Source organism: Paenibacillus xylanilyticus, assembly GCF_047246825.1.
Lineage (GTDB): Bacteria > Bacillota > Bacilli > Paenibacillales > Paenibacillaceae > Paenibacillus > Paenibacillus xylanilyticus_B.
In genome coordinates, this window is record NZ_JBFOLB010000001.1 from 1,283,840 (window position 1) to 1,305,264 (window position 21,425).

The 21,425-nt window shown below is 47.2% G+C and carries 17 protein-coding genes; 3 read left to right on the plus strand and 14 right to left on the minus strand.

Annotated features, from left to right (window positions below):
• Positions 1–40 precede the first annotated feature (40 nt).
• From AB3N00_RS05440 to AB3N00_RS05460, 5 genes are all read right to left on the minus strand, one after another.
• The gene (locus AB3N00_RS05440) at positions 41–631 is read right to left on the minus strand and encodes an HAD-IA family hydrolase (RefSeq protein ID WP_413033673.1); all 591 of its coding nucleotides are present in this window, start codon (positions 629–631) and stop codon (positions 41–43) included.
• Complete coding sequence (locus tag AB3N00_RS05445; protein WP_413033674.1) at positions 631–996, minus strand: VOC family protein; 366 nt, start codon at positions 994–996, stop codon at positions 631–633. The genes AB3N00_RS05440 and AB3N00_RS05445 overlap by 1 nt, the downstream gene beginning before the upstream one ends.
• 233 nt (positions 997–1,229) lie before the next feature.
• Positions 1,230–1,523: a hypothetical protein gene (locus tag AB3N00_RS05450; protein WP_413033675.1), complete on the minus strand. Its 294-nt coding sequence runs from the start codon at positions 1,521–1,523 to the stop codon at positions 1,230–1,232.
• A 159-nt stretch (positions 1,524–1,682) separates the two neighbouring features.
• A complete protein-coding gene (locus AB3N00_RS05455) occupies positions 1,683–3,413 on the minus strand; it encodes an ATP-binding cassette domain-containing protein (protein WP_413033676.1) in 1,731 nt (576 codons plus the stop codon).
• Positions 3,404–4,252, minus strand: coding sequence for an ATP-binding cassette domain-containing protein (locus AB3N00_RS05460; RefSeq protein ID WP_413033677.1), 849 nt, complete (start codon positions 4,250–4,252; stop codon positions 3,404–3,406). Before AB3N00_RS05460 ends, AB3N00_RS05455 begins: the two co-directional genes overlap by 10 nt.
• A gap of 113 nt (positions 4,253–4,365) precedes the next feature.
• On the opposite strand from AB3N00_RS05460, the gene AB3N00_RS05465 reads away from it, so the two are divergent.
• On the plus strand, positions 4,366–4,956 hold the full coding sequence (locus AB3N00_RS05465; RefSeq protein WP_413033678.1) for a biotin transporter BioY: 591 nt from the start codon (positions 4,366–4,368) through the stop codon (positions 4,954–4,956).
• Positions 4,957–5,077: 121 nt separating this feature from the next.
• Here AB3N00_RS05465 and AB3N00_RS05470 read toward each other — a convergent pair whose 3' ends face one another.
• The 6 genes from AB3N00_RS05470 to AB3N00_RS05495 all read right to left on the minus strand — a co-directional run bounded on the left by AB3N00_RS05470 (position 5,078) and on the right by AB3N00_RS05495 (position 13,400).
• Positions 5,078–7,333: an FAD-dependent oxidoreductase gene (locus tag AB3N00_RS05470; protein ID WP_413033679.1), complete on the minus strand. Its 2,256-nt coding sequence runs from the start codon at positions 7,331–7,333 to the stop codon at positions 5,078–5,080.
• Between the two features lie 5 nt (positions 7,334–7,338).
• Entirely contained in the window at positions 7,339–8,184 is an 846-nt protein-coding gene (locus AB3N00_RS05475) for a carbohydrate ABC transporter permease (protein ID WP_175396356.1), read from the minus strand.
• Positions 8,185–8,206: 22 nt separating this feature from the next.
• Positions 8,207–9,073: a carbohydrate ABC transporter permease gene (locus tag AB3N00_RS05480; RefSeq protein WP_413033680.1), complete on the minus strand. Its 867-nt coding sequence runs from the start codon at positions 9,071–9,073 to the stop codon at positions 8,207–8,209.
• Between the two features lie 281 nt (positions 9,074–9,354).
• Positions 9,355–10,668, minus strand: coding sequence for an ABC transporter substrate-binding protein (locus AB3N00_RS05485; RefSeq protein WP_413035197.1), 1,314 nt, complete (start codon positions 10,666–10,668; stop codon positions 9,355–9,357).
• Positions 10,669–10,822: 154 nt separating this feature from the next.
• Positions 10,823–11,578: a helix-turn-helix domain-containing protein gene (locus AB3N00_RS05490; RefSeq protein ID WP_413033681.1), complete on the minus strand. Its 756-nt coding sequence runs from the start codon at positions 11,576–11,578 to the stop codon at positions 10,823–10,825.
• Between the two features lie 25 nt (positions 11,579–11,603).
• The gene (locus AB3N00_RS05495; protein ID WP_413033682.1) at positions 11,604–13,400 is read right to left on the minus strand and encodes a sensor histidine kinase; all 1,797 of its coding nucleotides are present in this window, start codon (positions 13,398–13,400) and stop codon (positions 11,604–11,606) included.
• Between the two features lie 447 nt (positions 13,401–13,847).
• Between AB3N00_RS05495 and AB3N00_RS05500 the strand changes: the two genes are divergently transcribed.
• Together AB3N00_RS05500 and AB3N00_RS05505 are read left to right on the plus strand one after the other, a co-directional pair.
• Positions 13,848–15,572: a cellulase family glycosylhydrolase gene (locus tag AB3N00_RS05500; protein WP_413033683.1), complete on the plus strand. Its 1,725-nt coding sequence runs from the start codon at positions 13,848–13,850 to the stop codon at positions 15,570–15,572.
• A gap of 127 nt (positions 15,573–15,699) precedes the next feature.
• A complete protein-coding gene (locus AB3N00_RS05505) occupies positions 15,700–16,599 on the plus strand; it encodes a manganese catalase family protein (protein WP_413033684.1) in 900 nt (299 codons plus the stop codon).
• Positions 16,600–16,678: 79 nt separating this feature from the next.
• Here the strand turns inward: AB3N00_RS05505 and AB3N00_RS05510 are convergent, their stop codons facing one another.
• The 3 genes from AB3N00_RS05510 to AB3N00_RS05520 all read right to left on the minus strand — a co-directional run bounded on the left by AB3N00_RS05510 (position 16,679) and on the right by AB3N00_RS05520 (position 21,292).
• Entirely contained in the window at positions 16,679–18,640 is a 1,962-nt protein-coding gene (locus AB3N00_RS05510) for a sucrose-specific PTS transporter subunit IIBC (protein WP_413033685.1), read from the minus strand.
• 26 nt (positions 18,641–18,666) lie between these two features.
• Complete coding sequence (locus AB3N00_RS05515; protein WP_413033686.1) at positions 18,667–20,142, minus strand: glycoside hydrolase family 32 protein; 1,476 nt, start codon at positions 20,140–20,142, stop codon at positions 18,667–18,669.
• Positions 20,143–20,308: 166 nt separating this feature from the next.
• Positions 20,309–21,292: a LacI family DNA-binding transcriptional regulator gene (locus tag AB3N00_RS05520; protein WP_413033687.1), complete on the minus strand. Its 984-nt coding sequence runs from the start codon at positions 21,290–21,292 to the stop codon at positions 20,309–20,311.
• Between the last annotated feature and the right edge of the window lie 133 nt (positions 21,293–21,425).

The window sequence follows — 21,425 nt, forward strand, 5'->3', positions numbered from 1 at the left end:
AGGGTTATTTTCTAATTCTTTTGAAATTTTCATTCCAAATCTAAACTTGAACTGTAAGGATGTGGTCCACTTTCTCAATCCAATGATGATGTTCATCTGCAAGCAGTGTTTCCCAACCTAGATCAGCAGCAGGCTTGAGATTTTTCATTTGATCATCCACATATAGTATACGTGTGTTAAGGCCCATATGAGATTGTACTAGTTCATAAATTTCTCTGTTAGGTTTGCAAAATCCAACCTGATTCGAAATGGTGATGCTCTTGGTGTGCTTTTGGATCGTCAGCAATGTGGGCTCAACCCACTCATGGCAATGGTTACTTAGGAGATGTATATCTGCATGCTGGCTCCATCGTTCAAGATAATCTATCGCAGGTAATGTTTCTGTCGTACGTTTCAGTAAATCGTAGGCATAGATTTTTTCGACGCTGGGGTATTGTGCTTGCAGCCAGTTCCAGAACTGCTCCTCTTTCAATTTGCCAGTCCACAGGTCTCCCCGAATACCGCTCAGTTGTTCAATTAAAACAGGAAAAGTGGTACCCGCATGACTTGCAAGCGCTTGCCAAAATGATTTGGACAGATTGGTAATCAGAACTCCCGCCAGGTCCAAAACAAGCTGAGGTTTGTTTTCCATTAAATCACCTCGGATAAACACTTGCACACCATTAACGTATTCCCATCCGGATCCTGAAAGTTAAACCAATGATCATGCTCAATTGGCGTCGTTATATTTACATCTTTGGATTGCATGAATGCATAGGCTTTTTCGATATCATTAGTATCAAAATGAAATGCTGGCGTCTTAAACGTATGCTCCTCGGCATAAATTTTGCTGTCCAGCACAATCCGTGTTCCAGCCATCGGAATAATAAACAAGTGTCCAAATAATATCTCGCCATTTGCAGGCAAACCCAAGATATCACAATACCAATCTCGTGCTCTCTCAACGTTACTGACAGGAATAAACACCGTGCCAATCCGATTCATAATGGGACTCACGCCAGTCCCTCCTTTTCCATAAACTCGTCATTGGTCAAACCAAAAAGAATCAGGTCATGATACTTTCCGTCCGTGTAATGCGGTTCGTTTCCCCCATAAATTGAACTAAGCTTATAATAACCCATAATGTGGAATTAAAGGTATAGTCTCTTCACAAAAAAGAACGCCAAATAGCCCCCCGGCAGGCATCCTGCCAGGAAGCTATTATTTATCTATACGACGGATCAAGCGAATCATTCCGGATATTGAGGTTTGGTCACGTTATCAGGAACCGATTCGTCGAAGACATCCTGACCTGGATAATCCCGTACTTCCCCTTCGTGAAGCTCATGGTTTTCATAATCAAAACGATGCGCGGATCTCTGATCCACTCGCCACGGTGAACTCTTCCCGAGAGTTTCGGACAATAGAGACGAGCCATAGGGCCCTTCCGGGAACTCCTCGAGTGCCAGGTCATTTCGCTGCGACTCCACCGTAGACACATCGGTGTATTCGCGCCTTTCTTCCTGAAGAAATTTATCCTTCATCGTTCGTCCCTCCATATCCGCTTTAAGGTATCCAAAAGATATCTAAGGCACGTCTATTTTGAACGAAAACCAACCCAATTATGCATATCCACTGGAAAACACTGCGTTTTATGCCTGATTCACGAGATGAATCCGTGCTGAGATCCCTCTCCTCAAACCCTACCGTAGCAATATAAATAAAGCAAAAATTATAAGGCCTATCACACAGATGACGGTATCCCGTTTGGACCAACTCAACAAGGTGGAGCGTATTCCAAGCAGAGAGTTCTCTCGTACTTTTCGCATTTCCATCGCGATCGTCATCTCTTCGGCTCGCTGGAACAACGACATTAATAAAGGAATAACCATCGGTCCCAGATCCCGGATCCGAACCGTATTCGGTTTCAGCGCAGCTTTACCCCGCGCCCGGACAATCAGTGAGAATCGCTGCCACTCGCTCCAGATCATCGGGATAAAGCGAAAAATTAAAGAAACTGCAAGTGCAAACGAGGCAACAGGCAGCCTGATTTTTTTACCGATGCCCAGCACCCAGTTTAACCCTTCCACCATGCGTCCGTATGGTGTGGTTAGCGAAAACCAGAGACTCGCCAAGGTGACGATAAATAAACGATACACATTTAAAAGCGTAGCCTCCGCCTGTAACAGAGAAAAACCGAACCGGAGATTTCCTCCTTCTGTTGCAAGCGTTGTTCCAGATAACGCCGTCGATATGATGAAGAACAGCAATAAGGGCTTCATGAGCTTAACGCAGCCTGCCAGTGTCTGTCGGGGTAAAATACTTAGAGCCAAGACTACCGGTACCAGTGTGAGGGACAAACCGAGCCAATGGTGCTGCAGCATTGCTGCCGTCACAAGCAAAATGTACAGCATCCATTTGAGACGCGGATCCATGCTGCTATAGAGGTCTTGAGGTTGCGTTATAGCTTTACCTTCAATTGAACTTTCCGCTTTGGCCGGCTCGTGTTGGTTCACATGACTTGTCCCTGGCACTTCAGATAACTGCTGCATACGCTGGTGAAGCTCATCGGAAGAAACGAACGTGGATTGAACTATATTTGCGGCCATCTCCTCTGGCGTCAGTGCACTAGGCAAATGAATACCTGCAGCTCTGAATTGCTGTGCAAGTCGCATGGAAGGCGGCAACCCGATTGCAGCCTGTTCCAGCAATTCAGGTCGACAATGAAGTTCTCTCGGTGTGAGATCCGCAATCAATGTTCCTTCCTGCAGCAAGAGAACACGATCCGCAATCGGCAAAAACGTATCCAGGTCGTGAGTAGCCACAACCGCTCCCTTGCCTGCATGTCGATGCTGTTCAAGCACGTCAAGCAGAAGCAAAACGCTCTGTGCTTCCAATCCGGCGCTGGGTTCATCCAGCAGTAGCCACTCTGGCTTCGTTGCAGTCCCGAGTGCCAGACCGAGTCTTCTCCGTTCTCCCCCACTCAGCGCAAAAGGTGATCTGTCCAAATGGAAGCGCTGCTCCAGCTCGTCCTGTCCAGATGGCGGATCCCACTGCTCAAGAGCCTCGATCATCTGGCGTTTCTTTTGTTCGTCCGATAATCGATATGGACGCAGAGAATACGAGAACTCTCGCCTAATGCTTCGTGCAAATAATTGTTGCTCCGGGAATTGAAATACCAATCCCATCTGCAGCAGAATGGACTGCGGTACCTTCCCATGTTGCCAGAAAGGTTCACCGTTCAGTGTAATGCTGCCTGCACTTGGCGGTTTGAGACCTGCTATTGTTTGCAATAGCGTGGTTTTACCCGATCCCGTGCAGCCCAGCAACAAGGTAATCTCTCCGCTGTTGAGTTGCACGGACAGATTATGCAGGAGTGCTCGTGATCCGGTTTCAGGCGCTGCAACAGTCAGGTGATTTAGTTCTATATGCAACGGGCTGCCTCCTTCACCAGCTGTTCTGGTCGCAGTGGTGAGGCGTGATTTAACATGCCTTGCCGTTTGAGCAGGAGAGCCGTTTTTACGGTAAAAGGGGGATCCAGTCCCAATCGATCACAAGGTGATTGTGTCTCAGCATCTGTTGAAGAGAAGTCCTTGTCGGGACTTCCATAGAAGAACGATGAAGGTGCTCCGTCATACACACAGCGGCCCTTTTTCATGGCAATTATTCGATCACTTAAAGTTGCTTCTTCCAAATGATGCGTAATCCAAATGACCGCGGTCCCTTGCCGGACGACAGATTGAACAATGGTCTCCATTCGTTCCCTTGCTCCCGGGTCCAGCATGGCTGTAGGTTCATCGAGGATGAGCACATCCGGCTCTGAGGCTAGTGCTAACGCGATATTGAGCAATTGCTTCTGGCCGCCAGACAGGCGGGAAATCGTTGTTTTTGGTGGATAGCTAAGGCCAACCATATGTAAGGCATCTTCTCTACGCCGTATTTGTTCTTCAATGGAATCAATTAGTGGGGATAAGGTGAAATGAAATTCTTCCTCGATCGTATCTCCAAGCACCTGAGCATCTGGCTGCTGGAGCACTCCCCGAACGGCAAGCTCAGAAGTAGTATGTCGTTTCCCGCCAGACAGGGGTGTGAATCCGATCAACACCGCTGCTAACGTGCTTTTTCCGCTGCCATTGGCTCCTACAACACTGACCCATTCTCCTGGATGTACGTTCAGCGAGACGCCATCCACCGCCTTGCGAACTTGTCCGGCTTCGGCGGCATAATAGACACGTGCATCTTCCAGTGTAATTAAAGGTGTAACTTCCTGCATCGAAATTTGGTCCTTTCCCTTTTGCTACATTTGTGGTACGATCCAAATCGTTAACCACCATCTATTGTTTTGGTTAACAATAAGATTACCAAAATGGAAGGGATTGTTCAATCATGAAATTATCTTTGCGGGGTATTGTATTCAGTGCACTCATGGCAGCCATACTTGTCCTTTTTGGTTACATAAGTATTCCCATCGGTTTCTCGCCTGTCCCCATAACTTTGCAGACACTCGCCGTGATGCTTGCAGGGGGATTACTGGGACCATTGTATGGTTTTCTAAGTATTGCACTGGTCGTTATTCTGACTGCTCTCGGGTTCCCTCTTCTGCACGGAACCGGCGGACTTGCAGTACTTCTCGGTCCTACTGGCGGATATGTAATGATGTGGCCTTTCTCCGCACTGCTCATCGGACTGCTGCTGGCACGGATTAAACTGAGAGGGATTGGCGGTTATGTATTGGCTTTTATCGTGTTTGAGCTGTTCGGATCATTGTTGATCTATGTTTCCGGTGTGCCTTGGCTGGCTTATGCCTATAAAATGTCTTTCTCGGAAGCGATGATTCAGGGGTTCTATCCTTACATTGTCGGGGATCTGATCAAAGCACTGTTTGCAGCCATCATCATCGCGCCAGTGCGTATGGCATTTCCGCCCCAACGTCTGACAGGCGATCTCCATTCGACTATTGTGCGGGCAGACTCCTGAGCCACACAACATTACAAAATCAGAGTGCAAAAAGTGGTTCCCGTGTCCAAGAACCTGCAATCCAATTTCACGGAATTAGGCAGCTGTAAACACAAAAGAGCAGCGCCATAGGCGCTGCTCTTCATGAATATACGCGTACTTCAACCAATTCGGCACGTGAGCCTCCGTTGGTCTCCTCCATTATGATACGCAAAGCCTTTGTTGAGATTGGACTTTTCAATACAATCCGATTGGTCCGCAGGTGATTGTCCTGTACGGATTCAACAAGAACCCTGCTGCCTTCTATCTCTGCCTCGATCCGATAGGTTTTGACCAGCTCGGGAATGATATCGAATGGAGTCCGGTGATGATGCAGGTTGATCAGATCTTCATTCACATCATCATTCCATGTTAGAAGAATTTCCCGGATCGCCACTGAACTCTCCCATTCTAACTCCACCCAGGCTTCCCCGTTTTCATTCTCATTCAGAGGAAGAGACATCCATGAATGAGGGCCACCGTAAGGGCGTTTATAACCATCGATCACTTTTTCAGGTAGATAGGCTTCCGTCTGTCCCGCAATGCGAAAACAAAATGGCCTACGGTTTAGCGACTTCATGCTCCAGGCTACAACAGGCTGATGCTCGTCATGCTCCTCCAAGGCAGCAACGGCGTGCGGTGCTGCACCCTTCTCAAAGGCCAAGATGCCGGTTACTGGCTGGCTCGATTGATACAGTGTAACTTTGTCATTCTGCCGCACAATAACAAATGCATTCTCTGGATGGGTAGGTTCCCATTTCATATCGACATGCACCCATTGTTGTTCTCCTTGTGCTACACGAATAATTGTATCCATCTTCTGATTTGCCGGAACATAGTTCTCTCCCCGACCTGTATCCCAAAGCTCTACCCGAAGTTCGGTATCTTCCTCAGCCGATATCAGCAACTCCATTCCCTGAAGCGAAGGGGCAACGGGAAAGAGAATTCCGATATCTCTCTCCAGTACATAGGACGCATCCGGTTGGTCGATTGCAATAGTGCTGCATGTCGTAGAAGCTGTAACTGCGGCCTTAGGAGCCAAATCCTGCTGGTCTTCATTCCGTAGTCCAATTACCGAAGCATCCTGCCGCAGCAGCGTTTGCTGCAATTCCTCCAGATGCTGGTCATGGATCTTACGCGGCGAAACCCCTTTGGCCGCACAGAGTGCAGCAGCTGTTCCCGCAGCTTCTCCCATTACCGCGCAGGTAGCCATAACTCTTGTGGTACCAAACGCCACATGTGAAGCACTTACATTTCTCCCTGCAAAAAGCAGGTTCGACACATTCACCGAATATAATGAACGATAAGGAATATGATAGATGCCGTCGGCATGCATATGCTTGGAACCGCTGGTTTCAGCGTACATCCCTTGTGGCGGGTGCAGGTCAATGGACCATCCTCCAAAGGCAACCCGGTCGGCAAATGGCTCCTGCGCGAGGATATCGTTCTGGTTCAGTACATAATCTCCGACAAAACGTCTGTATTCTCTCTTCCCTGGGATGGAGCCTACCCACTCCAAGGTCATGGTTTCTGCCTCGAACTGTCCGGAATTTTTAATATAATCCCAGATTCCATATATCACCGACCAGAGTTCGTCCCGGATTCGTTCGTTCTGATGAACGGTGTCCAGCTCGCCCCCCCACTCGATCCACCAATAGTGACAGCCCGAATCACCGCTGCGAATAACACGTTTGATTGGAATGGGTGTTTCTTCAATGTTTTTGGCGAAAGACGGAGGCACGAAACGAACAGGTCTGCCGGCATCCTGGGTATAAAAAAGCAGGGTGCTGCCCAGCGTAACCTGGTCGGCAATCTCAGGCGCCCATTCTTCACCATATTCATGCGCAGCCTCCCGGCCCAGACGATAGCGGGCTCCCGCCAAAAATCCAATCAGGCCATCTCCTGAACAATCGAGGAAAACTGGACTTTCGAAGCGAATGCGCCGTTCCGATCCCATCATCCACCCCGTTACCGAGCGAATTTGACGGTCTTCTTCCGTACCTTCTGCCTCCACCTCGTGAACATCCGTATTCAGAAACAGGGTGATCCGCTCTTCTGCACGTATAGCTTCCAAGAGAATCAAATCCCATATATAGGGATTTCCTTCCGGATTGCGGTACTGATTCTCCACAAACAATTCACCCATAATCCCCGTCTCACGGGCATAACGATTGGTTCCATGTGCCGTTGCACCGCACACCCACACTCTGACTTCACTGCTTGAATTGCCACCGAGCACAGGCCGATTATTGATCAGCGAAACTGTACTGCCCAATCTTGCCGCTGCGATCGCAGCACAGATGCCGGATAACCCGCCTCCGACAATTGTGATGTCACTGGAGATCTGTTCTGTTTTCATGCTCATCACCCTTTCACAGCAGAATTGGTCAATCCTTGAATGATATAACGCTGTCCCACAGCAAATACAATGATCATGGGGATAATTCCCGCAGAAGCAGCAGCCATCATGCCGTTATAATCCACTGTATTTTCCAAAATAAAATTTTGCAGTCCCAGAGGTACCGTGTACAGATCCTCGTCAATCAAAAACACAAGTGCATTTTCATAGTCGTTCCACTGCCAGGAAAAATCAATGATGGCCAGCGTGGCGAGTGCCGGCTTGGCAAGTGGCAGAATCAGGCGGAAGAATATGCGGAAATGTCCTGCACCATCAATAAAGGCCGACTCCGATATTTCATTCGGAATGGACAGGAAGAACTGGCGAAGCATGAACACTCCAAAAATGGTGAACATACCAGGCAAAATCAGCGCCCAATGGGTATTATAGATTCCCGCCCACTCAAACATGATGAATTTGGGCACAAAAAGTACTTGCGGCGGGATCATCATCATCGACAGATAGAGCAGAAACAGCGTATTGCGGCCCTTGAAATCAATACGGGCAAACCCGTACGCCGCAAAGGCGGACAGAAACGTGGCGCCTACCATGCCGATGATGGATATTTTAAGTGAATTCCAATAGTAGGTGCCGAAACTTTTGGCGCCAGACCAAACCTTTTGATGATGCTCCCAGGTCAGATTGGACGGAATCCACTCAATGGGATACTTGAATACTTCCATAGGCGTCTTTAGAGAAGTGCTTATCATCCAAAGAAAAGGAATAATCATGACAATAGCCAGTGCCAACATAATGATTGTGATGAGCAAACTGCCAGGCTGCACAATGGATAGACGTTTTTTGACTTCCATACTTCCTGTCCCCCTTCTTTGTTTAGTAATGGACCCAGCGTTTTTGGCCAACCCACTGAAGAACGGTAATCAGCAGAATGATGGCAAACAGTGCCCAGGAGACTGTTGCGGCGTATCCCATGTCGTAATACCGGAAAGCATTCTGATACACATACAAGGATAGAATGGTTGTACTGTTACCCGGTCCTCCCTGCGTCGTAGCCTGGATTATCCCGAACGTTTTGATGGCCATAATCAGTCCTGTGATCAACAGCAGGAAAGTGGTCGGACTAACCAGAGGCCATATAATTCTTCGCAAAATCTGAAGCGGTCTGGCTCCATCCATCTTTGCTGCTTCCAGCAGCTCCGAGGACACTTCCTGTAACGCAGCCAGATAAATAATCATGTTGTACCCCAGCATAAACCAGATCCAGATGATATCGATGGCATACATCGATGAAGTTGTCGTGGAGAGCCACCCCGGCGGGTTATCCACACCGATACTGCGCAAGAAACCGTTAATTGGCCCCTGATTCGGCTGAAACAACAGCATCCAAACGAACGCCACCGCCACCCCGCTCGTGATGTAAGGCATAAAGTACAACCCACGCAGCAGCTTTTTCAAATAAATCTTTTGGTTCAGAATCACGGCTACAATGAAGCCCAGCACGATAGAGACAGGCACTGCGAGCAAAAAAATCAGGGTGTTGCGCAAGGAAAGATAAAACAGCGGATCCTTAATCAATCGCTTCATATTGTCCATGCCGATAAACGCCATATCCGGGTTCATAAATTTGTAATCTGTAAACATGAGACCGAAAGAATAGACTGCCGGGATCAGGAAAAAGAGCAGTACCCCCAACATGTTTGGACCGACAAAAATATATCCCAGCATGCGCTGTCTTCTCATCCAGTTGTTATGCATTGGTCTTCGCCTCGTTTCTTCCAGGGATAACCCAAGTCTACCAACCTGTCGAGGTTCCCATAAGTAACAAATCCACCTTGTTCATAAAACAGATTGATGCAAAAAAACGCCTTGCCACGGCGGTCTTATCATGGGGAAACATCAAATTGTTCTATTCAATGACAGAGCAGCATGCTGATGCAAAAACAAAGAGACTGCCACCATGAAACGGGGCAATCCCTTGTGATATTTTATATTTTCGAGAGCAGGTGTAGTATTTTCCTTATTTATTTTGCCGTCTTGAGATATTCATTATGACGAGTGACCATGGCCGAGATTGTTGTATTCAGATCCTGAGCGCCCAGAAAATACTTTTCGTACTCCTGCGCACGCAAATCCATGACTTCCTGCGGCACGGTTCGAACATAAGTTGGAGCTTTATAATCAAACATGACATACATCAGGGACTCCTGGTCATACGTATCTTTTTTGTCTCCAAGCATGCTCGCCATGGCTGTATCCTGATCTGCATCCTTCGAAGCCGGGAATCGACCCCCCTCTGCCATCGGAGCCATTCCGCCATCTGCATACCATTTCAAAAATTCCCATGCCGCTTCCTGGTGCTTGGATTTTGCATTGATGGAAATGTAGTCTCCCAGACCACCTCGCGTCACATAGCTATCCTTATCTTCAGCCAATCTCGGTACTGGTGCGAAGGCAATTTTGAAATCACGCGGGTAATCGGTAAAATTGTTGGAGCTGCGCAGGAGCCAGGCCCCAATGTTCAGCATCGGCACCTCCCCGCTCAGAAACATCTGTTCCACAGGCATCTTCGAGGTCAGCTGCTCGCCAAGTGGAGGTGTTGTCTTGTCTTCAACCATCATGGCATTCAGCGTTTCCATCCACTGTCTGACCTTGGGGTGATCCAAATTCGAAGTTCCGTCTGCCTTGATGTACCCTTCCTGTGAGAGTACGGAATCAATCGGATCAACAAACGGTTCCGTGTTTTGGATAAAGCCATATCCATTGTCCTTTTTTAACTTTTTCGCATACTCTCTCATTTCATCCCAGGTCCAGTCCTTGGGTACAGGCAGATTTGCCGCGTCGAGAGCATCCTTGTTCAAAGCTACAAAATAAGTGCTTTTTGTCGTTGGAACCCCATAATACTTCCCATCAATTTTCCATCCTTCTGCATCCGTGCCCATTTTCTCGTCGATGTTGTAATCCGTGAATGAACTAAGGTCAGCTGCCGCGCCGGATGCGACCCGTTTTGCTGCATGGGACACCGTGTAGTTCACAAACAAATCTACATCCTGCCCTGTCATAATCGCCGTATCCAGCTTCAGATTGCCTTCGTCATCATTTACAAAACGAACATATTCAATCTGTGTTTCGGGATGCTCTTTGTTCCACACATCAATAACGGCCTGTGGTCCTGCTTCCGGCGGTACCCCTCCCCACATTTTCAGCTTGACTGTATCACCGGAATTTTCAGACGCACCCGTCTGAGCATTTGAACCTGTATCATTGGAGCAACCTGCGATCATGCCCACGACAAGGACAAGAGATACCATTCGTGCAACCAAGCCTTTTTTTCTCACCAAGAGACGACCCCCTCGTAAATTCTGGATTGAAGTTTGCAACTTAAGGATAGCAAATGAGTGAGAACAGTCGTAAGTAACAGAATCATGATCACCATGGAACAGAAATACACAGTTGAAACCGCTATCAATTGTTCTTGGTAATCATTTTGTTCTATTGCTGCTGCCGGTACTGACTTGGGGTTGTCCCCGTCATTCGTTTGAAGATTTTGATAAAATAATTATCGTTCATAAAACCAACGTGATGACCAATCTGATTCACTGGCCAGTCGGTGTCTGTTAGGTATTCTATCGCCTTGTTAATTCGTATTCGATGCAAATAGTGAATTAATGTCTCTCCGGTTTTCTTTTTAAACAGGGCACTCACGTAGTTTTCCCCCATCATGACATGACGTGCGAGGAATTTCAGTGTAATATCCTGATCATAATGCTGTTCGATATATTGAATGATTTTATTTACTTCCGGATGCGTGATCTTTTCCTTGGGTGCTGCGGATGCAGGGCGACTTGCACGCTCCGTCGTCACGCCCTGATTCGATAATTCCTTGCTTACCTTAACGAGGGTTTCCCGCAGATCCTTCACACTCATCGACAATTTCAGAATATAATTGGAAGCTCCATATTCCATGGCCTGTCGCATCGATTCAAAATCGCCCATGCACGTCAGCATCACAAACTTGGATTGAATACCGGCCTTTCTTGTTTCCTGCAGCAGCATTAATCCGTCCATTTGCGGCATCACAATGTCACATAGGACAAGATCAGGAGGATCCTGCTTAATCATTGGTAACGCTTCCATTCCATTATTTGCTTCTCCTGAAAGCGTGAAGCCCATGTCCTCCCAGCGAATAATCTCTTTCACGGACTCCCGAACGAATGTCTCATCTTCCACCAGCAGTACCTTCCACATCGAAGTCCCTCCATTCCGTTAAATCCTAATGATCCTTGTTGCCTAATGTTTCGTTCGCGTACGGCTCGGACAGCAATACCGGCAGATGAATTTGGCAGAGTGTACCCTGTTTCAATGAGATTATTTCGAGTTCTGCTTTGTCTTTGAACAGAAGTCTCAGACGCTCCCTGATATTCTGCAATCCTATACTCGGTCTCTGGCGTCCCTGCTCCCTGTTGTTTTTTGACTGCTCCATGCCTACCCCGTTATCCTCTACCTCCAGCGTCAAACGATCGGGCATGGCAGCATTTCTGAACATGCGGATCTGTATTCGTCCTCCCTCGGTCATGTTGCCGATCCCATGACGAATTGCATTATCAATCAAAGGCTGCAGACTGAGCTTGGGAACCAGAGCATACAGCAATTCTTCGTCATAACTGAACTCTATATCAAAAACATTGCCATACCGGATTTGCTGAATATACAGAAAAGCTCGCGTTAGCTCCATCTCATCCCGAAGGAGAATGAGATCCACATCTGAATTGAGACTGGTTTCCAGCAGTTTACCGAGTGAAAGACATATTTCCACCGTTTCTTCATTCCCGTTGCGCAAACCGATCCATTTCAGTGTATTAAGCGTATTGAGCAGAAAATGAGGATTCATCTGAGCAAGAAGCATCTGAAAATGAACGGCATCCTTCTGCCTCTCTTCGATACGAAGCTGTTGAACCAATCGGTTCATGTCTACCATCATCGTATTGAAGGTTCGGGTCAGATCCAGCACCTCTCCCCGGTGATTCTCCTCAGGCAGCCGAATGCGCAGATCCTTGCCAACCGCTTCCTTCATTTTGACCTGCAAACGGGATAACGGTCGTGTAAACGTATAGGCAATCATAAAGGCGATGGCAATAAACATGGCAGTAATGGCATAGAAGGTTACAAAATAATGTCTCTTCAGGCTCTCAATCTCACCAAACAATACTTGCAGCGGAATACGGTTCACCATGTACCAATCCAGGGAAGGCAGATAACTGTAATTAATGAGTGATTCACTTGATCGGTCTGTCCAGTAGCCGTTACTGGCCTCCCTGGAAACTTCCCGAACGACTTCATCTGACAGCCAAGAGTCGGAATTGGAACGAGCAATCACTTCGCCTTGGCGGGTCATGATAAAATAGAGCTGATCACTCTCGGACTTTTGCAATACAGACTGGAACCAATAGGAGAAATCGATGCTGATTCTTGCCAGTCCGTAAGTATTGTTATTGCGATCACGCAGTTTGGCGTACAGGGATAAGAGCGTTGGACTCCTTGTGACGTCACGGGATACATAATTCTCATCATTGGACGTCCACACGTATGAAGTCCCGCTGTCCTTGAGTGCCAAAAAGGAACGATCTGATGTAATGGTGTCATAGTCTAGCGGAACCTTGGGTTGATATGAGGTGTAAATATGCCCGTCTTGATCGAGCAGTGTAAAATAAACGGATGGATTGTAGAGAAAAAAGCTGTTATTCAAACCTTTGAATTTGTCCTCCATACGCTCCTTATTGTCCAAAATGGTGTGCTCGTCGGGATTTTGAAGAATCCGGCGAACTTCGGAGTCCTGTTCCAGAAAGATTAATGTTTTAAAAGCGATACTTAGCTGATCCTCCAGAGACTGGTGGAGATTATCCAGCTGTTCATGACTCTGTTCACTGATTTTCTGCTGCACGAGCGATTCGATTTTTTCATAATTGTACAGATTGAGAATGCTGAATGGAAGCAGAATGACAAGCGCGAAACCTGCAAACAAACGGTATTTAAGCTTATGGGGGATCATCCACCCCAGCCACTTCCGCATCAAAACCGACTCCTTTTGCTGCCTCTGGTAACTCATTATATCACCTGCAGCTAAACCTGGATGGCTGACTTTCCCCACCATCATTATTCATTTTAAGGAACAATACACTTCCGTCATAGAAACATATTTCTCATTGAATAGAACATATCTACACATTAAGCGTGTATTTTCATTAATATCAAGCTTGTTATGGAACGATTTCCTCTCCTACATCCCGATATGCAGTATATCACTAATTTTTATATGAATTCTATTCCAATTATAATGGTACTCACTTCTTTTATATCATGATATATTAACATCTACGAAAACGCTTTCAATACATAATTTAGAGGTGATGCATCCTTCGTACAATCTGTCTGGACTGTTTTATGAATGAGCTTTTACTCAGATCAAGCAAGCAAAATTCTTCAGTTCAACCATCCCAAAATGAAGGAGACACTGTTTATGAGGAAAAATCGTAAAAACGTTCTATCCCTGACACTGGTAACAGCAATGATCCTGTCCCTATTCTCTTCTGCCATCGCCTCTGCGGCTCCTGATCACAAAGACAAGCCAAGCAAACCAGCTGCTCCTACCAAAATTCAATCCTACGTCAGCGCCATGGAACCAGGCTGGAATTTGGGTAATTCACTCGACGCTGTGGGCGAAGATGAGACCGCCTGGGGTAACCCGCGGATTACCAAGGAACTGATTCAGCAGATTGCGAAACAAGGTTATAAAAGCATTCGTATTCCCGTGACCTGGGAGGCTCATATCGGTGAAGCACCCGACTACACCATTGATCCCGCTTACATGAACCGTGTGCAGGAAGTGGTGAATTGGGCACTCGATGCCAACCTTTATGTCATGATTAATCTTCACCATGATTCCTGGCGATGGATCAGCTACATGGAGAAAGACCATGACAATGTGCTCGCACGTTACAATGCGGCCTGGACCCAGATCGCTGATCAATTCAAAAACGCATCGTCCAAGCTGATGTTCGAGAGTGTCAATGAGCCCCGGTTCACCGAGGGCGGAACGACCGACACAGCTGTCTCATACCGTTTGCTAGATGAGCTTAATACTTCTTTCCACAAAATCGTAAGAGACTCGGGTGGGAAAAACACGACACGTCCACTCGTTCTCCCAACATTGCATACATCGTCTGCACAAGCCGATCTCGATGCGTTAACTCAGACCATTACGAAATTAAATGATCCGAACATTATTGCAACTGTACATTACTATGGCTTCTGGCCATTCAGTGTAAATATCGCCGGATATACCAAATTTAACGATGAAGTACAAAAAGACATCACCGATACATTCGATCGTGTATACGACGCATTTGTAGCCAAAGGCATTCCTGTGATTGTCGGTGAATATGGCTTGCTGGGCTTCGACCAACACACAGGTGTCATCGAGCAAGGTGAGAAATTGAAATTCTTCGAATTCATCGGACAATACCTGCGTCAGAAAAAGATGACGACCATGCTGTGGGATAACGGCCAGCATTTCAGCCGCACCAACTTTACCTGGTCTGACCCTGACCTGTATAACACGATGAAAGCGAGCTGGAAGGGTCGTTCGTCCACTGCCGAATCCGACTTGGTGCACCTCAAGAAAGGTGCAGCCATTCAAGATCAAACGATCAAATTGAACCTGAATGGGAACACCTTCAAATCCCTTGCTCACGGCAGCAAAAAACTTGCCAAAGGCAAAGACTACACCATTCGCGGTGATGTTTTGACCCTGAAATCCAGTCTACTGACCAGACTCACGGCTTCCGGCAATCTGGGCGTGAATGCGAAGCTGACAGCCAAATTTAATAAAGGCGCCAACTGGAACCTGAATATCATTACGTATGATACGCCCGTACTGAGCGATGTAACGGGAACTACTGAATCTTTTGCAATTCCAACGACCTTTAACGGAAACCAGCTGGCTACCATGGAAGCGACTTATGCAAGCGGTGGTAACGCAGGTCCGCAAAACTGGACTTCGTTTAAGGAGTTCTCCTACACCTTCAGCCCGGATTACAGCCGCAACGTTATCGAACTGAAACCCAACTTCTTTAACGAAACGAATGATGGTGAGGTTATCCTCAAATTCCATTTCTGGAGTGGAGACGTAATTACGTACAAAATTACGAAGAGCGGCACAAGTGTCGTTGGAAAAACGTCTTAACATCGGAATACAAACGTTCTGTTCAGAGCACGGCTCTGGCAGAACGTTTTTGTTTTATCTAAATGTCCGAATAACGTACAAGTAATGCCTCATACCTTTACAGTAATTTGGCTTGAGGAGGAATATTATGTTTAAACGAGTAGATCGCCTGGCGATTGAACTGCCGATCTCCAACAACCCGGATCCCAATGGAGCAAGCGCAGTCCAGGAACTGCTGGGTGGAAAGTTTGGGGAGATGTCCACGCTAAATAATTACATGTTTCAGTCCTTCAATTTCCGGGGCAAGAAAAAGCTGCGTGCCTTTTACGACATTGTGGCAAGTATTACGGCTGAAGAATTTGGTCATGTGGAACTTGTTGCCAATACCATTAACCTGATGCTGGTTGGCACCACTTCCCCGGGAGATCCCGACACCACTCCACTACGTGCAGGCAAGGATGCTCGCATGACTTCACATTTTATCGAATCGGCTCAAACGGCACTCCCTTACGATTCCATGGGCAGACCCTGGAACGGTTCTTATGTCGTCAGCAGCGGCAATCTTATCTTTGACCTGCTGCATAACTTCTTTCTTGAATGCGGCGCACGTACCCACAAAATGAGAGTGTATGAGATGACGGATCATCCAACGGCCCGAGAGATGACCGGGTATTTGCTCGTGCGTGGAGGCGTACATATTCTGGCCTATGCCAAAGCGCTCCAAATTGCAACCGGCGTCGATGTAACGAAGATGTTCCCTATTCCACGCCTCGATAATAAAGTGTTTGATACGACCCGGAAATGGGAAGCCATGGGCGAACATCGCAGGCTGTACACCTTTAGTGACAAGGACTATCAGAACATCGCCCAGATCTGGAAAGGCACACATCCGACAGATGGCGGAAAACTGGAGGCTTTTGCAGGACTTCCTGGTCACAGCGGTAGCATTCCCGATCTGCCGGATCTGCCGGAAGAATTCGCCCCAGGTGTATCTGCAGAGGATCTGCTGCAAATTGCAGAGCGGCTGAAGCGGCACGCCGGTTTGTAGCTTTTTAATGGATACCAAAAAACAGGCAAAGGATCTGGTATACTGCAGTGCACCAGATCCCTCTGCCTGTTTAAGAGTTTTAATTAAATTTTACAATTAGCACGGCTTCACCATTGGCTTGCACACTTCCAATCTTGGCCGTCTGTACCTCTTCAATCGTTTCATTTCCGTTCGGAATCAAAACGGGAGTGATTAGCGGCAGTCCCGCAGCCTGAATGGCGTTCATGTCAAACTCAATCAATAATTGTCCAGCGGTGATCACATCCCCGCTTTGGACATGCGCCGTAAATCCTTCTCCCTTCAACCCGACCGTATTGATTCCAATATGCACAAGCATCTGAAGACCAGTTTCATGCTCCAGAATAACCGCGTGTTTGCTCTTGTTCATGACATGGGCAACGACACCATCAAAGGGCGCGTATACTTTGCCTTCGGTAGGCTCAATGGCAATGCCTTCACCCATATGTTTCTCTGAAAATGCTGGGTCAGGTACGTTGGCCAAAGCAACCGCTGTACCTGTCATCGGCGAAGCAATCTCCAGCTTATCCACTTTGGGACGATACGACTCTGTATGGTTGGTACGGTCATCCATACTTGCGGTTTGTACAGCGGAAGAATCATTCTCATTCCCTCTGTTCGTTATCTCCTCTGCAACAAGTGGCTGATCCTTGTAACCAAAGAACCAGGTTAACGCAAAGGCCACACCCACGGCAACCACATTGACAAGAATGTAGAGGGGCAGCTGGCTGTTCAGATACAGCAATGTTCCAGGGATCACCGTTACGGCCATGCCCGTTCCCTGCAGATGGAACAAGGATGCGAGAAAACCGCCGACTCCGCCGCCAACCAGTCCCATAATGAACGGTTTCATGAAACGAAGATTCACTCCAAAAATGGCGGGTTCGCTAATTCCCAGAAAAGCGGACAATGACGATGGCAGCGCCAGTGCCTTGAGTTTCGTATTCTTTGTTTTTAATCCTACGGCTAAACAAGCTGCTCCTTGTGCAGCCATCGCAGATGTGACGATGGCGTTAAACGGATTATACCCCGTTTTCTCCAGCAGCTGGATTTCCAAAAAGTTAAAGATGTGATGTACACCGGTAACGACAATAATCTGATTGAAGAAACCAATAATAATCCCGGCAATGCCGAATGGAAGGTCCAGAACGGCTGTCGTCCCATGCAGCACCCACTCTTCGAGTGAATGAAAGACAGGACCGATGGCAAATAGTCCAAGCGTAATCATAACGGTCAGTGTGATAAACGGCGTAAGGATCAGATCCAGTGCCTCTGGCACGCGTCTTCTCAAAAATTTCTCGAACTTCGCTCCAATGAGACCTACGAAAAACGCTGGCAAAACAGATCCTTGATAACCGACCACGGGTATAAATCCAAACATGTGCAGTGCCTGCGCTGATCCATCTGCAACCGAATAGGCATTCGGCAAAGCCGGATTCACAAGCATCAGACCGAGTACAATCCCGAGCACAGGGCTGCCGCCAAATACGCGGAATGCAGACCAAGCGACCAGTGCGGGCAGGAATGCAAAAGCCGTATCCGTCAAGACTTGAGTAAACAGCAGGAAATTGGGTGATATGTCCTCAGGTGTTGCGCCAAACAAAGAGAGAATTTCATTCTGGGTGAGCAGTCCCCGGAGTCCCATGAACAACCCTGTAGCCACCAGCACAGGAATGATGGGTACGAACACATCACCGAATGTACGAATTGCCCGTTGGAACGCATTGCCTTCCTTTTTCACCTGATTCTTCACATCTTCCTTGGAGGTTCCTTCAATCCCCAGCTTCTCGACCTCTTCAAAGATCCGATTCACGGTCCCTGTACCAAAGATGATCTGATATTGCCCCGAATTGAAAAAGGCACCTTTGACCTTATCTATGTTTTCAACCTGTTTCTGATCGATTTTGTCCTTGTCATTCACCATAATGCGAAGCCGTGTCGCGCAGTGGGCAAATGAAGCAATATTATCCTTGCCCCCAATGGCTTGAATGACTTCCTTGGCTATCTGTTGATTATCCGACATGGTATTTCATTCCCCTCACCTGATATCTAGTAATCCCATTTGGTCGCTTTGAATTTAGCCTTTCCTTCATCCGCAAAAAAGCGAATCCCCGTACTTTCAGAGCTCGGGAAAATCCGGCTTGTGAATACCTCTTCCCCATCGTTGACAAAGATTTCAACCGATGACGTATCCACAAATAATTGTAACTTGATCACATCCCCGTTCAGTTTGCACTGACGTACCGTGCCATTCTTACCTCTCATGGGACCACCTGATAAGGATCGATCCAGTATTAATTTCTTCTGGAGACAGTCGTATTGCAAAACGGTCTTTTCTTCACCGCCTGTTCGAAATTCAATTCCGAAACGTTCAGCATCAAATTGACTGATTTCACATTCCAGCTCGTAGGCAATCCCGGCAAATGCAGGAATGGCTTCAGAGCAGTTCTCAAGTGTATTTTGGTAACAGCGTCCCTGCTTTTGCTGACGCAGCTTCGCCATTTCATCTACAGGACGCTGAATGAGTTTGCCGCCTCTAAGTGACAACTGACGCGGGATCGTAAGACAGTGCGCCCATCCACTCGCATCGGTTGGATACTCCACATCCGGGAGTCCCATCCATCCGACCAAAATACGTCTTCCATCCGGCGCTGCCATTGTCTGTGGAGCATAGAAGTCGAATCCACGGTCCAGTTCCCGAAACTCATCATGCTTGAACTCTCTTGTCTGAAGATTCAATGGTTCGCCAATCAGGTAGCCCGACTGAAAAATGTTGTTATATAAATCCCCATCACTTTCAATGCCTTGTGGCGAAAAAAGAAGTATGCCCTTGCCATCCATTTCGATGTAATCCGGACACTCCCACATGTAGCCGAAATGTGATAGATGAGTCTGGATCTCACCCAGAAACTCCCACGCTGTGAGGTCAGATGATCGATAAAGCACCGTACACCCCGTCTCATCCGTCCGCTGTGCTCCAATTACACAATAATAGGTATCCCCATCCTGCCAAACTTTCGGGTCCCTGAAATGTTCCGTATACCCGGGCGGTACCGAGGATATAACCGGCTGCTCGGCTTTCACAACTGAACCGCTTTCATCCATAATCGCCAAACACTGATACGGATGTCTGACCCATGCTTCATCCCTAGTGTTGCCGGTATAGAGCAGATGCAGTTTGTCATTCTTGACAATCGCACTCCCTGAATAGGCACCATGTGAATCGAACGTATCCCCCGGACGAATACCGATTCCAACCTGCTCCCAGTTCACAAGGTCTGTCGAGCGGACGTGATACCAATATTTCATTCCATGCTCGGTTCCCAGAGGAAACCATTGATAAAAGAGGTGATAATGTCCCTGATAATATGAAAATCCATTAGGGTCATTCAGTAAGCCCGTAACGGGTTGAATATGATAGGACTGCCTCCACGAGCAAGCTGAAATCAACGCTTCCAGCTTCTCGATCTCTCCTTCTTCCGCCTGCTCAATCAGTCTGTAGCGCTGCTCTCTCGTCATTTTCATAACTTATCTCCTATCCTTGCCAAATAATCATCAAGCTTCAGAGGAACCGGTTCCAATACAAATAAAAAAATAATCCCATACGGCACAATGCCAAAACCTGCATTCCAATTCGGCATGAAAACATTTGAATGGAACCGGTTCGATGGAATTATCATAAAGGATATGTTTATAATTTGTCAACGCTTTCTCGGGGAATCAGTTCCACATCCAGCACGGTTCGCTTCTCTACCGATTCACCTCTAACCTGGCGGATCATATGACTCGCTGCCAGTTGGCCTGCTTGCAAATAATGATATTTTACCGTGGTCAATGCCGGGTGAATCATCTCTGTAATATCATATCCCCCAAATCCTGCAACCGATAATTCGTGGGGAATTCGTATCCTTTTGGAAAAGGCCGTCTTCATTACACCAAGCGCAATGTTATCGGTTGCGCCTACAATGATAGTCGGTCTGTTGTCTCGTAGAATGCTTTCTGCTGTAACAATGGCTTCAGCCATTTTGAAACTTGTCTCATAGTAGGTCACATCACACTCGCCGCATTCGGCAATAGCGCGCTGAAAGCCTTGTCTTCGATGAATGCCTACGGCTTGGTCTTTCTCTGTTACCCCAATATAGACAATCTGGCGATGTCCCTTCTCTACTACATATCTACCCATTTCATATCCGGCCTGATCGTCATTATGTACCAGACTGTGCAGACGTTCATGCTGCTGTCCCACCAAGAGCACTGGAATACCAATCTCTTCAACTGCTTTCAGATGTGCTTCCGTCACTTCAGCAGCAAGCAGGATGATGCCCGACACCTTCTGCCTTGCAAAGTCATAAATGGCATCAATCTCACGCTGCATGTCCTGACTCGTATTGGAAATTAGCATCTGATACTGATTATTTCTTAATTCCTCATCAATGCCAATTAACGTCTGAGAAGTTGCAAAAGAGTCCAGCCGGGGAACGACCGTGCCGATAATGCTGGTCTTCTTCGCTTTGAGGCTCTGGGCAAATGTATTTGGTACGTAATTGTATTGTTTGATAATTCGCTCAATTTTCTGACGTGTATCTTCACTGACGGAGCCGCCATTGAGAAAACGGGAGACCGTACTTTTGGCCACACCGGCCAGTTGAGCGATATCGGAAATGGTTTTGTTCATAGTTACTCCTCTTGTGTTCAGCTTGAAATAAAATGGATGCTACACCCCTCTTATTATACTTGGTTGAAGTAGTCGTGGCGAATGTCATTGTGATGCAGTACAGCGTTATTGTTTTGCGGCATTACTTCGAATA